Annotated in this window: 12 protein-coding genes; 1 reads left to right on the top strand and 11 read right to left on the bottom strand. The window is 62.6% G+C overall.

The annotated features are described in order from the left end of the window. Nucleotides 1-12 precede the first annotated feature (12 nt). From lpdA to SMD31_RS08170, 11 genes are all read right to left on the bottom strand, one after another. On the bottom strand, nucleotides 13-1,416 hold the full coding sequence (gene lpdA / locus SMD31_RS08220; protein ID WP_320500329.1) for a dihydrolipoyl dehydrogenase: 1,404 nt from the start codon (nucleotides 1,414-1,416) through the stop codon (nucleotides 13-15). 41 nt (nucleotides 1,417-1,457) lie between these two features. Continuing rightward, complete coding sequence (locus tag SMD31_RS08215) at nucleotides 1,458-2,153, bottom strand: peptidase C39 family protein (RefSeq protein WP_320500328.1); 696 nt, start codon at nucleotides 2,151-2,153, stop codon at nucleotides 1,458-1,460. Between the two features lie 6 nt (nucleotides 2,154-2,159). Next, the gene (gene odhB / locus SMD31_RS08210) at nucleotides 2,160-3,401 is read right to left on the bottom strand and encodes a 2-oxoglutarate dehydrogenase complex dihydrolipoyllysine-residue succinyltransferase (RefSeq protein ID WP_320500327.1); all 1,242 of its coding nucleotides are present in this window, start codon (nucleotides 3,399-3,401) and stop codon (nucleotides 2,160-2,162) included. A 53-nt stretch (nucleotides 3,402-3,454) separates the two neighbouring features. Continuing rightward, on the bottom strand, nucleotides 3,455-6,355 hold the full coding sequence (locus SMD31_RS08205; RefSeq protein WP_320500326.1) for a 2-oxoglutarate dehydrogenase E1 component: 2,901 nt from the start codon (nucleotides 6,353-6,355) through the stop codon (nucleotides 3,455-3,457). Nucleotides 6,356-6,776: 421 nt separating this feature from the next. Further along, nucleotides 6,777-7,652, bottom strand: coding sequence for a succinate--CoA ligase subunit alpha (gene sucD, locus SMD31_RS08200; protein WP_320500325.1), 876 nt, complete (start codon nucleotides 7,650-7,652; stop codon nucleotides 6,777-6,779). A 6-nt stretch (nucleotides 7,653-7,658) separates the two neighbouring features. Next, nucleotides 7,659-8,825 carry an ADP-forming succinate--CoA ligase subunit beta gene (gene sucC, locus SMD31_RS08195; protein WP_320500324.1) on the bottom strand — a complete coding sequence of 389 codons (1,167 nt, stop codon included), beginning with the start codon at nucleotides 8,823-8,825 and terminating at the stop codon, nucleotides 7,659-7,661. A gap of 275 nt (nucleotides 8,826-9,100) precedes the next feature. After that, nucleotides 9,101-9,250 carry a hypothetical protein gene (locus SMD31_RS08190; RefSeq protein ID WP_320500323.1) on the bottom strand — a complete coding sequence of 50 codons (150 nt, stop codon included), beginning with the start codon at nucleotides 9,248-9,250 and terminating at the stop codon, nucleotides 9,101-9,103. Continuing rightward, nucleotides 9,247-10,212 (bottom strand): malate dehydrogenase, encoded by a 966-nt coding sequence (gene mdh / locus SMD31_RS08185; protein ID WP_320500322.1) that lies wholly within the window; start codon nucleotides 10,210-10,212, stop codon nucleotides 9,247-9,249. Before mdh ends, SMD31_RS08190 begins: the two co-directional genes overlap by 4 nt. A gap of 153 nt (nucleotides 10,213-10,365) precedes the next feature. Then, nucleotides 10,366-11,565 (bottom strand): cell division protein ZapE, encoded by a 1,200-nt coding sequence (gene zapE / locus SMD31_RS08180; RefSeq protein ID WP_320500321.1) that lies wholly within the window; start codon nucleotides 11,563-11,565, stop codon nucleotides 10,366-10,368. Nucleotides 11,566-11,791: 226 nt separating this feature from the next. Beyond that, nucleotides 11,792-13,474: a hypothetical protein gene (locus SMD31_RS08175; RefSeq protein ID WP_320500320.1), complete on the bottom strand. Its 1,683-nt coding sequence runs from the start codon at nucleotides 13,472-13,474 to the stop codon at nucleotides 11,792-11,794. Nucleotides 13,475-13,713: 239 nt separating this feature from the next. Further along, nucleotides 13,714-15,120: a tetratricopeptide repeat protein gene (locus SMD31_RS08170; RefSeq protein WP_320500319.1), complete on the bottom strand. Its 1,407-nt coding sequence runs from the start codon at nucleotides 15,118-15,120 to the stop codon at nucleotides 13,714-13,716. A gap of 103 nt (nucleotides 15,121-15,223) precedes the next feature. Between SMD31_RS08170 and SMD31_RS08165 the strand changes: the two genes are divergently transcribed. After that, the gene (locus tag SMD31_RS08165; RefSeq protein ID WP_320500318.1) at nucleotides 15,224-15,574 is read left to right on the top strand and encodes a DUF1636 domain-containing protein; all 351 of its coding nucleotides are present in this window, start codon (nucleotides 15,224-15,226) and stop codon (nucleotides 15,572-15,574) included. Nucleotides 15,575-15,591: the final 17 nt, after the last annotated feature.

Raw genomic sequence — 15,591 nt, 5'->3', positions numbered from 1 at the left:
GGCGCCCGCGCGTTACATATGAATCGGCTTGCCGCCGACGGCCATCGCCGCTTCCTTGATGGCTTCGTTGTGGGTCGGGTGGCCGTGGAAGGCGCGCGCCACATCCTCGGCCGATCCCTGGAATTCCATCGCCATCACGCATTCATGGATCAACGTCCCGGCCCCCGGCCCCACGATATGGGCGCCGAGCAGGCGGTCGGTCTTGGCATCGGCCAGCAGCTTCACCTGCCCATCGGTATCGCCCGCAGCCTTGGCGCGCGAATTGACGCTGAAGGGGAACTTGCCGACCTTGTACTCGATGCCGGCAGCCTTCAATTCTTCCTCGGTCTTCCCGACCGAAGCCAGTTCCGGCGCCGTATAGACGATGCTGGGGCAGGTGTCGTAATTCACGTGGCCCTTCTGGCCGGCGAGCTGTTCGGCCAAGGCAACGCCTTCCTCCTCGGCCTTATGGGCCAGCATCGGGCCGACGATGACATCGCCGATGGCATAGATGCCGGGGACATTGGTCTGGAAATGACGGTCGACGGCGACACGGCCACGCTCGTCGAGCTTGACCCCCGCCTTCTCCAGGCCGAGGCCTTCAGTATAGGGGCGGCGGCCAACCGAAACGAGCACGACATCGGCGGTCACGGTTTCAGCGGCACCACCCGTGGCGGGTTCGACGGAGAGGTCGATCTTGGCCCCTTTGGTCTTGGCCCCGGTCACCTTCTGGCCGAGGCGGAACTCGATGCCCTGCTTGGTGAGGATCTTCTGGAACTGGGTGGCGATCTCGCCATCCGTCGTCGGGATGATGCGCTCGAGGAACTCGATCACGGTAACCTTGGCGCCGAGACGCCGCCAGACCGAGCCGAGTTCCAGGCCGATGACGCCGCCGCCGATGACGACCATGTGCTCCGGCACCTTTTCCAGCGCCAGGGCGCCGGTCGAGGTCACGATCTTCTTCTCGTCGATGGTGAGGCCGGGCAAGGGCGTGGAATCGGAACCGGTCGCAATGACGATGCTCTTGGCACTGACCGTCTGATTGGCCTCGCCCGTCACCTGCACCTTGCCGCCGCCCAGCAAAGCGCCTGCACCTTTGAGATAGGTCACCTTGTTTTTCTTGAACAGGAACTCGATGCCCTTGGTGAGTTCGCCCACCACCTTGTCCTTGCGGCCCATCATGGTGGGGAGATCGAGCGCGACCTTGTCGACCTTGATGCCATGGAGCGCCAGATGATGGCCGGCTTCCTCGAATTTCTCGGACGAAGCCAGAAGGGCCTTCGAGGGAATGCAGCCGACATTGAGGCAGGTGCCGCCCAGCGCGCCGCGCTTCTCCACGCAGGCCACTTTGAGCCCCAATTGCGCCGCCTTGATGGCGCAGACATAGCCGCCCGGACCACCACCAATGACGACGAGATCGAATGCTTCTTCCGCCATAACCTTACTCCCTTCGGGCCGGACGCCCGTTCACTTGCTGTCTAGAGATGCGGTCCCCGGATGAGGACCACGGCGCGCTCCTGGCGCTTGCCATATTTGGACATGTCGATGAAAGCCGCATGGCTTGCAGCACGGCCGGTCTGGGTACGCGCGGTCTGGCCCTTGTCGCGCGAGATCCAGGGATCGTTCAGATACACATTTTTATCGTCGGCGCCCGCAAAGACCAGCCAATGCGGCGTGTTGTCGCCGTGGAATGGCTTGGTCGTCACCAGCACGATGGGTACGGCGCCACCAGCACGGGCGGCGGCAAGATCAGCGACGCCCCATTTGCGCGTCGTGATCGGCAGGCCGAGTTCGGCAACCTCGGCGGCGTCCGCCTCCTGCACCAGCTTGCCGGCCTTGCGCCAATCGTCACGCGCTTGATAGTCGAGCAGGATGGCGCCTTTGTGGCTCAGCCAGATCTCCGGCACGAAGCCGCGCCGCCAGGCGGCAAGCGCGATGCCATAGGGCGACGATCCGGCATGTCCCTTGCCCATATAGACCGTGTTCGCCTCGCGCCAGACCTGCAGTTCATGAAGGCGGTCGAAGGGGGTCTCCGGATCAAGCCCCTTCATCGCCATCAGCAGCGAGGCAGCACCACAGGTGAAATCGGTCGACTGGTTGTAATAGGGCAGTCGCTGCCGCTTTGATTTCTTCGCGGCAGCCGCCTTTGCCTTGGCCTTCGTTGCGCGCGCCATCGGCTGTTAGAGCTCGATGAGCAGGCGCTGCGGATCCTCGAGGCATTCCTTGATGCGCACCAGGAAGGTGACCGCCTCGCGCCCATCGATGATGCGATGGTCGTAGGAGAGGGCCAGATACATCATCGGCCGCGCCTCGATCTTGCCGTCGACCACCATCGGGCGCTGCTGGATCTTGTGCATGCCGAGGATGCCCGATTGCGGCGGGTTGATGATCGGCGTCGACATCAGCGAGCCGTAGGTGCCGCCGTTCGAGATGGTGAAGGTGCCGCCGGTGAGGTCCTCGATGGAGAGCTTGCCGTCGCGGGCGCGCTTGCCAAGCTCGGTGATGCCGGATTCGATCTCGGCAAAGCTCAGCGCATCCACATTGCGCAAGACCGGCACGACCAGGCCCTGCTCGGTGCCAACGGCGACGCCGATATCGTAATGGTTCTTGTAGATGAGGTCGTCGCCGTCGATCTCGGCATTGACGGCGGGGATTTCCTTCAGAGCCTGCAGGGCAGCCTTCACGAAGAAGGACATGAAGCCCAGCTTCACCTTGTGCTTCTTCTCGAAGCCTTCCTTGTAGCGATCGCGCAAGGCCATCACGGCCGTCATATCCACCTCGTTGAAGGTGGTGAGGATGGCGGCAGTGTTCTGGGCCTGCTTCAGACGCTCGGCGATACGGCGGCGCAGGCGCGACATCGGCACGCGCTCTTCGCGCTCGGTGAGGTTGCGCGGAACGTGCGGCACAACCGGCGCCGGGGCAGGGGCCGGTCGCGCGGCGACTGGTGCCGCAGCCGGCGCCGCTTTCTGCTTCTCAAGATGCTCCAGCACGTCGCCCTTGGTAAGACGCCCGTCTTTGCCCGTACCGGCAATGGCGCCAGGATTGACGCCGCTCTCATCCACCAGCTTCTTCACGGCGGGGGAAAGGCGGTCGTCGCCATTGGCGGTCGGTGCGGCGGCTTTCACGGCTGGTGCCGGGGCGGCGGCTGCGACGGTCGATTTGGCCGCCGGTGCCGCGGCGGCACCGCCGGCGGCGATCGAACCGATGACGGCGCCGACATTGACGGTGGTGCCGGCCGGTGCGCTGATTTCACCCAGCGTGCCGGCGGCACTGGCAAAGACCTCCACGGTCACCTTGTCGGTTTCAAGCTCGACCAGCGCCTCGTCCTTTTTGACGGGGTCGCCGACATTCTTCATCCATTTGGCGATCGTCGCTTCCGAGACTGATTCGCCAAGGGCGGGGACCGTGATCGGGGTTGTCATTTCATTCTTCTCCCAAATACCGCTGATCGTGAGACTTTGCCGGTTGAAGCGACTCAGCTGATGCTGAGCGCTTCGTCCACCAGCTTTGCCTGTTCCTTGATGTGACGTTTATAGAGGCCCGTGGCCGGCGACGCCGAAGCCGGGCGCCCCACGTAACGCACGCGCCGCTGTTTGGTGTCCAGTTCTTCCATCACGGTGTCGATTTCCGGTGCAACGAAGAACCAGGAACCCATGTTCTTGGGCTCTTCCTGGCACCAGACCACTTCGGCGCCGGGGAAGCGCTTCAGCTCGGCCGCCAGCGCTTTGTCCGGGAATGGATAGAGCTGCTCGACGCGCATGATGTAGACGTCATCGATCCCGCGCTTCTCACGCTCCTCATAGAGGTCGTAATAGACCTTGCCGCTACACAGGACGACGCGCTTGATTTTCTTGTCGACCAGCTTGGCATTGTCGTCCCACAGCAGGCGGTGGAAGGTCGTGCCGGGGCCGAATTCGGCAAGCTTTGAGACCGCCAGCTTGTGACGCAGCAGTGATTTCGGCGTCATGATGATGAGCGGCTTGCGGAAGTTGCGGTGCAGCTGCCGGCGCAGGGCGTGGTAATAGTTGGCCGGCGTGGTGATGTTCGCCACCTGCATGTTGTCCTCGGCGCAAAGCTGCAGATAGCGCTCAAGACGGGCGGATGAATGCTCAGGTCCCTGGCCTTCATAGCCGTGGGGCAGCAGCATGACGAGGCCCGACATGCGCAGCCATTTCGATTCACCCGATGAGATGAACTGGTCGATGATGACCTGGGCGCCGTTGGCAAAATCGCCGAACTGCGCTTCCCACAGCACCAGCGTCTTCGGCTCAGCCAGGCTGTAGCCGTAATCGAAGCCGAGCACGCCGGCTTCCGAGAGCGGCGAGTTGATGACCTCGAAGAAGGCCTGGTCCTTGCGAATATGATTGAGGGGTACGTATTCCTCCTCGGTCTCCTGGTCGGTAAAGACCGCATGGCGCTGGCTGAACGTGCCGCGCTTGCAATCCTGGCCGGAGAGGCGGACGCCGAAGCCCTCATCCAGCAGCGTGCCGAAAGCGAGCGCTTCGCCGGTCGCCCAGTCGATGCCCTCGCCGGATTTGAACATCTCTTCCTTCTGGGCGAGCTGGCGGGCGATCTTGCGATTGAGATTGAAGGTGCCGGGCACCGTCGTCATGGCCTTGCCGATCATCTGCAGCTTGTCGGCCTCGACCGAGGTCTCGCCGCGGCGCTCGTCGCCCGAGGCGATGGCAAGACCCGCCCAGGCGCCTTCCAGCCAATCGGCCTTGTTGGGTTTGTAGGAAGTCGAGGCTTCGAATTCGGCATCGAGGCGCGCCTGGAAGGCGTTCATGATGCCGTCGACTTCGTCCTGGGTGATGCTGCCTTCTTCGACCAGCTGCTGCGCATAGATCTGGCGCACGGTCGGGTGCGTTGCGATCTTCTTGTACATGATCGGCTGGGTGAAGGCCGGTTCATCGCTCTCGTTATGGCCGTAACGGCGATAACAGAACATGTCGATGATGACGTCGTGGTTGAACTCGTGGCGGAAATCCATGGCGACGCGCGCCACATGCAAGGCCGCTTCCGGATCGTCGCCGTTGACGTGGAAGATCGGTGCCTGGATGGCCTTGGCGATGTCCGAGCAATAGGGGCCGGAACGCGAGGCCGTCGGGCTGGTGGTGAAGCCGATCTGGTTGTTGATGATGAAGTGGATGGTGCCGCCGACTTCGTAATCGAACAACTGCGACAGCTCGAGGCATTCCGGCACCAGGCCCTGGCCGGCAAACGCCGCGTCGCCATGGAGCAGCAGGCCCATCACCTGTTCGCGGTTCTTGTCCTTGCGCTGGTCCTGCTTGGCGCGAACCTTGCCGAGGACCACGGTGTTGACGCATTCAAGATGCGACGGGTTGGCGGTCAGCGACAGATGCACGATGCGCCCATCGAACTCGCGGTCGGCCGAGGTGCCGAGATGGTATTTGACGTCGGCCGAGCCTTGGACGTCCTCCGGGCTCGAGGCGTTGCCCTGGAACTCCGAGAAGATGGCGGCATAGGGCTTGTTCATGAAATTGGCGAGCATCGAGAGGCGTCCACGATGCGCCATGCCGATGACCACTTCCTTGATGCCGAGCTGGCTGCCGCGCTTGATGATCTGTTCGAGGGCGGGAATCGTCGTCTCGCCACCATCGAGGCCGAAGCGCTTGGTGCCGGTATATTTCTTGTCGAGGAAGTTCTCGAACATCTGCGCTTCGGTCAGTCGCTCGAGGATCGCGCGCTTGCCACGATCCGTGAAGTCGCGCTGGTTGCGGCTGCCTTCCATGCGCTGCTGCAGCCATTTGCGCTGGTCGGAATCCTGGATGTGCATGTATTCGACGCCGATCGACCCGCTATAGGTCTGGCGCAGGGCGTGGATGAGCTGGCGCAATGTCGCCGTCTCGAAGCCCATGGCACCGTCGAGGAAGATCTCGCGGTCGAGGTCGGCTTCGGTAAAGCCATGGGTGCGGTAGTCGAGTTCGGGATGCTTGGCGCGGGGCTTCAGATCCAGCGGATCGAGATTGGCCTCGAGATGCCCGCGCACGCGATAGACGCGCACCAGCATGATGGCGCGAAGGGAGTCGCGGGCGGCCGCGCGCTGCTCGGCAGCGCTGACATGACCGCCGGCAAAGGCGCGCCGGCCGGCATCGCTGTGGGTAAGGTCGGTGGCGCCGGCGGCCATGCCATTGCCGATCTCGACATCGCGTTCGCGCGGCGCCCAGCTGGCGCCGTGCAGATCCTTCAAGGCCGCGGCCGCTTCTTCCTTCAAATCGGCGAAGAAGGCCTGCCAGGAATCATCGACCGAATTGGGATCGGTCAGATATTTGGCATAGAGCTCTTCGATGAAGGGCGCGTTGGGGCCGGAGAGGAAGTTGGGGACCGGCTGAAGGTTCGGATTTGGCTGGTTCATGATTCACCCGTTTGGGCCGCTGCCCAGAAGAGGTCAAGCCACCAAAAAGTCTAGCATCGCTCGGTCCTGGCCCCTGCTCCAAGTCCTGACGCCACGATATCTCGGCGGCAATTGTCGTCGACGGTTGTTATGGTCGGTTTAGCCAATGTCCGGCGGATCTTCCGCCCGTCCGGTCATTGCAGATGTGTCGGGGAAGGGGCCAACACAGCCCATCGAAGGGGCGGTCTCGGCAACTTCCCCGACACATCCTGCTGCTCATTTGCGCATGGGATGGTTACCCAATGGTTACCGTTTCCCGCAGCTACTGGCTGGGGAAGGATTTTCTGGAGATAGCAACCGGGTCCCAGGATATCAACCCGGAACCCGGTAGGGTGTTTATGGACGCAAAAAAGAGCCCGTTTTGGGGGAACCCCGTCACTGGCTACTTGCCCATCGCCTTCAGCATGGAGGAGCCCAGCGCGGCCGGGGAATCCGCGACGACGAAGCCCGAGGATTTCATGGCCTCGATCTTGTCGCCCGAACCGCCCTTGCCGCCGCTGATGATGGCGCCGGCATGGCCCATGCGCCGGCCCGGAGGGGCCGTGACACCGGCAATAAAGCCGACAATGGGCTTTTTCTTCTTGGCTGCCTTGTAGAATTCGGCCGCGTCTTCCTCGGCATTGCCGCCGATTTCGCCGATCATGACGATGCCCTGTGTCTCGTCGTCGGCAAGGAACAGTTCCAGGCAATCGACGAAATTGGTCCCATTGACGGGATCGCCGCCGATGCCGATGCAGGTGGTCTGGCCAAGGCCCGCCGCCGTGGTCTGGGCAACGGCTTCATAGGTCAGTGTGCCGGAGCGCGAGACGATGCCGATCTTGCCCTTCCTGTGAATGTGGCCCGGCATGATGCCGATCTTGCATTCTTCCGGCGTGATGATGCCGGGGCAGTTGGGGCCGATGAGGCGGGTGGCCGATCCGGCCAGCGCGCGCTTCACCTTCACCATGTCGAGCACTGGAATGCCTTCGGTGATGCAGACCGCAAGTGCCACCTTGGCGTCGATCGCCTCGAGGATGGCGTCGGCCGCGAAGGGCGGCGGCACATAAATGACGCTGGCATTGGCGCCGGTCTTGGCGACGGCTTCGGCGACGGTGTCGAAGACCGGCAGATCGAGATGCTTGGTGCCGCCCTTACCCGGGGTGACGCCGCCCACCATCTTGGTGCCATAGGCGATGGCCTGTTCCGAATGGAACGTGCCTTGCGCGCCGGTGAAGCCCTGACAGATGACTTTGGTGCTTTTGTTGACGAGTACGGACATGATTCCTCAAGCCTCCTTCACGGCTTTGACGACCTTTTCGGCCGCGTCCGCGAGGTTGTCGGCGGACAGGATGGGCAGCCCGGATTGCGCCAGGATCTTCTTACCCAATTCGACATTGGTGCCTTCGAGACGCACGACGAGCGGCACGTGGAGGCTCACTTCGCGGGCGGCGGCGACCACACCCTCGGCAATGACATCGCAACGCATGATGCCGCCGAAGATGTTGACCAGAATGCCTTCGACATTCGGGTCCGAGAGGATGATCTTGAAGGCTGCGGTGACGCGTTCCTTGGTGGCACCGCCACCGACATCGAGGAAGTTCGCCGGCGATCCGCCATAGAGCTTGATGATGTCCATGGTCGCCATGGCCAGGCCCGCGCCATTGACCATGCAGCCGATCGAGCCGTCGAGCTTGATGTAGTTGAGGCTGTGCTTGGCGGCTTCCAACTCGGCCGGATCTTCTTCATCCGGGTCGCGCAGATCTTCGACATCCTTGTGACGGAAGAGGGCGTTGTCGTCGAAATTGATCTTGGCATCGAGCGCCAGCACGTCGCCGGCACCGGTCACGACCAGCGGGTTGATCTCGACGATCGAGCAGTCGAGGTCGACGAAGGCCTTATAGAGCGCCATGATGAACTTGGTCGCCGAGGCGATCTGGGTGCCGGTCAATTTCAGGAAGAACGCGATCTGGCGGCAATGAAAGGCCTGAACGCCGGTCACTGGATCGACCGCGACTTTGAGGATCCTTTCCGGGCTCTTGGCGGCGACCTCTTCGATCTCCATGCCGCCTTCTTCGGAGGCCATGATGGTGATGCGCGACGTGGCACGGTCCACCAGCATACCCAGATACAGTTCGCGCTTGATGTCGCAGCCGGCTTCGACATAGACCCGCTTTACGACCTTGCCCACCGGGCCGGTCTGATGGGTCACCAGTGTCATGCCGAGCATGGTTTTGGCGAGGGAGCGCACGTCGTCGGTGGTCTTGGCGACCTTGACGCCGCCCGCTTTGCCGCGGCCGCCGGCATGGATCTGTGCCTTTACGACACAAAGCCCGCCACCCAATTTCTGTGCTGCGTCGACCGCCTCATCGGCGGAGTAGGCGACGTGACCGTCTGGAACGGCGACGCCAAACTTCCTGATCAGGGCTTTGGCCTGATATTCATGGATGTTCATCCGGGCTGACCCGCTTGCTGCGTTGCGAAGGACTGCACCCCGGCGGTCGATTCGCGAGCTACCGGGCCGCGCGATTGTTTCCTAGGAAGTCTTTAAGAACTCTTTAGAAAAAAAGCGGGCGACAGCGACAGCCGACGATATGCTGTGGTGCAGCAGATCGCACTCTATCACCGTGCCGGGCGGGTTCAAGCCAATTGAACTGAAACCCGTCGGAACACAGAAATAGGACTGTCGCCGTCGCAGGCCGTTTTGAGCTTCTAATTAGAAGCCCAAACTTACTTCTTGGCCGACTTCTTGGCGGCCTTCTTCGCGGTCTTCTTCGCTGCCGGCTTCTTGGCAGCGGCCTTCTTCGTGGTCTTCTTAGCCGACTTCTTGGCGGCTTTCTTGGCAACCTTCTTGGCCGCCAGTTCGATGGTCTTCTTCATTGCTTCTCTCCTCTTTGAAGCTTCCTCACCACATCGATGAGGCCCCTTACGGCCGCGACCGACTTATCAAACATGGACTTTTCAGCCTTGTTGAGGTCGATCTCGACCACTCTCTCTACCCCGCCCGCACCGATGACAACCGGTACGCCGACGTAGAGTCCCTTAACCCCGTACTGGCCCGTCAGATAGGCCGCGCAGGGAAGCACGCGTTTCTTGTCTTTGAGATAGGATTCAGCCATCGCGATCGCGGAACTCGCCGGCGCGTAGAAGGCAGACCCCGTCTTCAAAAGATTGACGATTTCGGCACCGCCATCGCGGGTGCGCTGGACGATGGCGTCGAGCTTGGCCTGGGTGGTCCAGCCCTTCTTCACCAAATCGGGCAGCGGAATGCCGGCAACGCTGGAGTAACGCACCAGCGGCACCATGGTATCGCCATGGCCGCCCAGGACGAAGCCGGTGACGTCTTCGACCGAAACCTTGAATTCCTCGGCGAGGAAATAGCGGAAGCGCGCCGAATCCAGCACGCCCGCCATGCCGACCACATGGCTTTCCGGCAGGCCGGAGGCCTGCTGCAGAACATAGACCATGACGTCGAGCGGATTGGTGATGCAGATGACGAAAGCCTTCGGGGCATACTTCTTGATGCCCTTGCCGACCGCGTCCATGACCTTCGCATTGGTGGCGATGAGGTCGTCGCGGCTCATGCCCGGCTTACGCGGGATGCCGGCGGTGACGATGATGACGTCGGCGCCCTTGATGGCCTTGTAATCGGAGGCGCCGGAAAAAGTTGCGTCGAAACCTTCAACCGGCGAGGCTTCCGCGATGTCGAGCGCCTTGCCCTGGGGAACGCCGTCGACCACGTCGAACATGACGACGTCGCCGAGTTCCTTGATGCCAGCCAGCAGCGCCAACGTGCCGCCGATCTGACCCGAGCCGATTAGGGCTATCTTCTTCCGTGCCATTCTGTAATCCTGATGTCTCTTACGCATTGCCACGATTTTGCTTAGGCAATGTACCTGCGCTTGTAGCGCACTCCTCTAGATGTTGAGTTAATAACCTGAATTTGCCACAAGGGCAAGAGGCATTAACTCTTCTCGCGAAAATTCCCCCTCACCTCACGTCAAATGCGGTCGCGTCAGATAGTCGACCGACTGCATTTCGTTGAGCCGGCTCACCGTGCGTTCGAATTCAAAGGCACCATCGCCGGCGGGATAGAGACGTTCGGGTTTGTCGGCGGCGGCGATGATCGTCGTCACCTTGTGTTCATAGAGTTCGTCGATCAGCGTCATGAAGCGGCGCGCTTCGTTGCGGCGATCGGCATTCAAGCTGGGCACGCCATCCAGCAGCACGACATCGTAATGCGTGGCGATGGCGAGGTAGTCGGCGGCGCCCAAGGGTTTGGCGCAAAGCTCGTCGAAATCGAACCAGGCGACGCGGCCATGGGCATTGGCGACCTGGCGCGAGATGTCGAGGCGGCGCCCCTGCACCGTGAGATGACTGGCGATCGGCGGCTCGTTGTCGGTGAGGCGCGCGAATGCCTCGCGCATCTGGCGCGCCGAAAGGTCGCTCAAAGGGTAATGATAGACGCTCATGTCCTTGAGGCGCGCCAGGCGGTAATCGCGCCCGCCATCCAGTTCGAGGACGTCGAGCTTCTCTTTCAGAAGCGCGATGAAGGGCAGGAACTGGTCGCGCTGCAGGCCGCCCTTGTAGAGGTCGTCCGGCGCCCAGTTGGAGGTCGCCACCATCACCACGCCGCGCTCGAACAGCGCACTGAACAGGCGCCCCAGGATCATCGCGTCGGCGATATTGGTGACGTGGAATTCATCAAAGCAGATCAGCGAAACTTCATCGGCAAGCTTCTCGGCCAGCGCCGGGATGAGGTCGACTTGCTTGGGTTTTTCCTGGCGCCATTGATGCAGCTGCTCATGCACTTCCAGCATGAAGGCGTGGAAATGGACGCGGCGCTTCTTCTCGACCCGGACATGGGCGAAGAACAGGTCCATCAGCATCGACTTGCCGCGACCGACGCCGCCATAGAGATAGAGACCTTGCGGTGCCGGTTCGTCGCGATGGCGGCTGAGGCCGAGGCGATCGATCCAGGCGAACAGACCTGAGCCGTTGTCGCCTTCGAGGCGATAGTCCTTCAGCGCATTGTAGAGCGATTGCAGCTTCTCAGCGGCAAGCTCTTGCGCAGGATCATGGTGCAAGCGACCGCCACGCTGCATCGCGCGATAGGCGGGGAGCGGCCCGTCATCACTCATGGATGCGACCAACACATCGGTCGTTGCTGAAATCGCGACTCGGTCAATATGCATGTCACGCATATCACAACATATTTTTTTGCGCTTATCCACTGCGAAGTGATTCTTGCGTGGCATGACGACCACAGATTTCGCGCTCGGTGAGTCATCGGCGCAACAGTTCGCACATCATCGCATCGCATGTCGCAGGCCTCGGCCACGCCGTCGACGCGACAAAAAGAAACCGCGCCGATCACGTTCGATCGGCGCGGTTCTAACATCACGAAGGTGAAGAAAGGGTTCACATACCCGATAGCGACATGCCGTTGACCTTGGCATCGCCCGCGGCATCGATCTCCAGCTTCAGCTTGTCGACGGGCTTGCCGTCGCCGCCGGTTTCGCGCTTGGCCATCGACTGGATCATGGCAAGACCGCCGACGATCTGCGCCGCATTGGGCGAGCCCTGCGCCGCTTCATTGGCGAGTTTCATGGCTTCATCGAGGCCATGGAGCGCCACATCGAGGGCGCCGACGACGCCCAGGGTCGCTTCCGGCTTCACATCGAAATTGCCGGTGGCATCGAGCTGCATCACCTCGGAATTGAGGCCGGACGGGGCGACGGTGAGCTTCATCGGCGCCTTCTGCAGCAATTGCTGCAAAGCAATGAGCATGACGCCTGCCGCCGCATCGGAGCGCGCGGGGTCATTGGAGACGAGGTTGGGGAAGTTGTCGCCGACCAACGCCCAAAGCTCCTTCGACGGTACCTCAGTGAGGTTGATGTCGAGCTTGCCGGAGGCCGGCAGCAGCTTGGCAAAGAGCGGATCCTTGGCGAAATCCGGATCGTTGATGACGAGGCCGGCATGGGAGAGGCCCAGATTGACGGTGGCCTTTTCCTGGTCGAGACCCGTGAAGCCGAGGTTGAATTTGCCTTCGCCGAGATTGAACGGCGCGCTGCCATCCTTGTTCTTGAACGCCGCATCGGTGAGGGTGACGTCATAGGTAAGCCCGCCGATAAGGCTCGCCATGTCCTTGATGAGGCCGCCGAACTTCTGGGCCTGGGCGTCGTTGAGGCCGGTGGGTTGGGTCGGCGTCGCGTTGGTGGCGTCGCTGGTCGCCGCAGTCTGGGCGGCCTTTTCAGCTTTGGCGGCTTCTTCCGCAATCTCGCCCATCAGGCCCTGCAACGCGCGGGTCTTGGCCACATATTCCTTCAACTTGATGCCGGTCATCAGGCCATTGCCGCTGAGCTTGCCGATCTCGAAGCTGCCGCCTTCGGTATCGGTGGCCTTGAAGCCGGTCAGTTCGAAGATGCCGTTCTGATCGAAAAGACCATTGCCCTTATCGGCACTGGTCAGCTTGGTCCCGAAACCGGTCGCCGTGAAATTGCCGCCATGGGGCGTGCTGTCCTTGGCCGTGATGTCGGCCGCCTGCCAGTCCAGCGACAGGAAGGTCTGCAGGCTGCTCGACCATTCGCCGCTGAAGGCCTTGGTGGTGATGGAGAGCGATCCGACCGCCAGATTGTCCTTGTCCTTGGCCGGAATGAGCGTGGCGTGGGTCAGGTCGCTGGCGGTGAAGCCGTCCGTGCCCTTGGGCGTCAGCTTGTAGCCGATGGTGCCGATGTCGAGATAGGTGCCGTCCTTCTCACCGATGAAGACGCCGTCGATGGCGACGGCAAAGGAATCTGTGCCTGGGGTCACCTTGACGGCGGTATGGTGGATGATCCGCTGATCCGCTGGCCCCTCGGCCACCTGCAGGTAATCCTCGATCGCCTTCTGGATGACGGGTGCCTGGGCGGGATCGATGGCGGCAACAGGTGCCGCTGCCGAGGTCGCGGCCGCATTGCCGCCGCTGGCGGCGTTGTCTTCCTTGTCACCGCAGGCGGCGACCAGCAGCAGGGCTGCGACACTGCCGGCGGCAAGGCTGCTCTTGCAGACCGTGACGAGCCGGTCTGACTTCCACCATTTCCCCATCTTCCAAAACTCCTTCATGTGATCATGCCGCGGTCATGCTGACGCGCGCTGCGGCGAAACTTCTTTCGCAAAGCACCCGAACAAAGCGGGTGATTGCGGCCGAAACACGGCAGACCTGCGACCATCGCCGGCCCATCCCAGTTTTCGTGTCGCGCCGCCTATAACAGATAGCAAGCAGCGCGGTCATGTCCCGCTGACGATTATGTGATCGCCCGCACAGCGCGGACGCCGAATGCCGGACCCCTAGCGCGCTGTCGTCAGGGCGTCGGCACAAAGGGCTTGGGCGCCGGCTGTGCGAACGGGTCGGAAAGCGGGTCGGCCAGCGGATCCAGCGGCACCGTCGTGGCCGGCGTCGATTTCGGCAGCGGCACGGCCACAGCGGGCGCCGCGTCGCTGACGGCTGCTGCCGGGGCGGGTGTTGCTGCTGCTGGTGCTGGAACCGCGGCGGCCGGAAGTGTTGCAGCTGGCGCCGTTGCCGGCGCTGTTGCAGCAGGTACCGCCGCTGCGGGCGCCTGTTCCTCGAAGAGTGGCGGCAGATCGGGTGCCGGCGCTGCTGCCGGTGCCGCACTGGGTGCAGCAACTGGCGTTGCGGCGGGTTCCGCTGCCACGGGAACCGCTGCCGGCGCGGGCACAGGCGGTTCAGTCGCTGCCGGTTCAGTCGCAGCCGGTGCCGCGACCTCCTGGCCCTTGGGCTGCCAATTGTCGTGCAAGGTGATCGCCGAGGCGAGTTCCTGCGGCGTCATCCCTTGCGCGAGAGCCGCTGCCTTGGCACTGCCTTCCGCTGCGCCGTTATCGGTGGCAAGGCTGTACCAGGCGTGGGCCTGCACCTTGTCGGCGGGAACGCCCTGGCCGGTGGCATAAAGATCGCCCAGCGCCAGCATCGCCCGCGGGTCCTTCGCGTTGGCGCCGCGTTCGAAATGCTCGACCGCGCGCACAAAATCCGGCTGGCCGCTGACGCCGTTCTTGTAAAGCGTGCCGAGGCCGTATTCGGCGCTCACCGCACCACCCGCCGAGGCGATCTCGAACCACTTCACCGCTTCTTTGGGGTTCGGCGCCGTGCCGATCCCCGCCTGATAGGCGCGGCCAAGCTCGAGGGCGGCCGGGATCGAACCCATTTCCGCCGCGCGCTGCAGCCAGCTGGTCGAACTGGCAAGGTCAGGCGGAATGCCGGGCAGGCCTTCACGCTGGACGACGGCCAGTTTCAGCATCGCCTTGATGTTGCCAAGATCAGCCGCGCGCGTGTACCAGCCGATGGCCTCGTTATAATCCTGCGGCACGCCCTTGCCGGTCTCGTAGAGCCGGCCCAGTTCATACTGCCCATACATCTGGGCGGCGGAAATGAGCTGCGGCCCTTGGGCGCCGAGGGCTGCGCCATTATAGCGCGGTGCCGTGTCGATTTCGGCGGCGATCCTGAAATAGGTGGCAGCCTGGGTGAAATCCGGCGCACCGGCGGCACCGTCCAGATAGATCTTGCCGAGGTTGAACGCCGCCACCGGATTGCCGAGCTTGGCCTCCTCGGCCAGCAGCGGCACGGCGCCCGCGACATTGCCGGCCTGAAGGGCTGCTTCCGCGGCGGCGTAATCGGCCCGGGCGGGTGCGCTCATCAGCATCTGCGCTGAGACAAGGAGGGCGGCGGTCGAAAGCAGCAGGCGGCGCATCATCATCTCATATCGGGTGGATCCGGGCCGCAATCTACAGAAAGAGCTTGAAAATTGCCAGCTTGGGCCCGACCTTGCGCCGCCTTTACCTCGTTGGGAACCCTGAACCTTGAGCCATACGCTGTTCGTCTGCACCACCTGCAAGCGCGGGGCCGGGGATGCGCCGTTGGGGCCGGGCTTCATCGACGCTTTGGGGGCGGCCGATCTGCCGGCGGATATGGCCGTCATCGGGACGGCCTGCATGTCGAACTGCGCGCGGCCCTTGAGCGTTGCTTTGGCGGCGCCGGGCAAGGCCACCTACATGCTGGCGGAAATCGACCCCGCCGCCGATCTCGAACCGCTGGTCGAACTGGCAAAACTCTATGCCGAGAAGCCCGACGGCCAGACCAAGCTGCTGGAACGCCCCAAGGCGATCCGGCGCAAGATCATCGGGCGGATACCGGGAATCCTTATCGAATAGAGATCATCGTCATGCCC

It is taken from the genome of Dongia rigui, from assembly GCF_034044635.1.
Classification (GTDB): Bacteria; Pseudomonadota; Alphaproteobacteria; order Dongiales; family Dongiaceae; genus Dongia; species Dongia rigui.
This window is presented reverse-complemented; position numbering and strand designations above follow the sequence as displayed.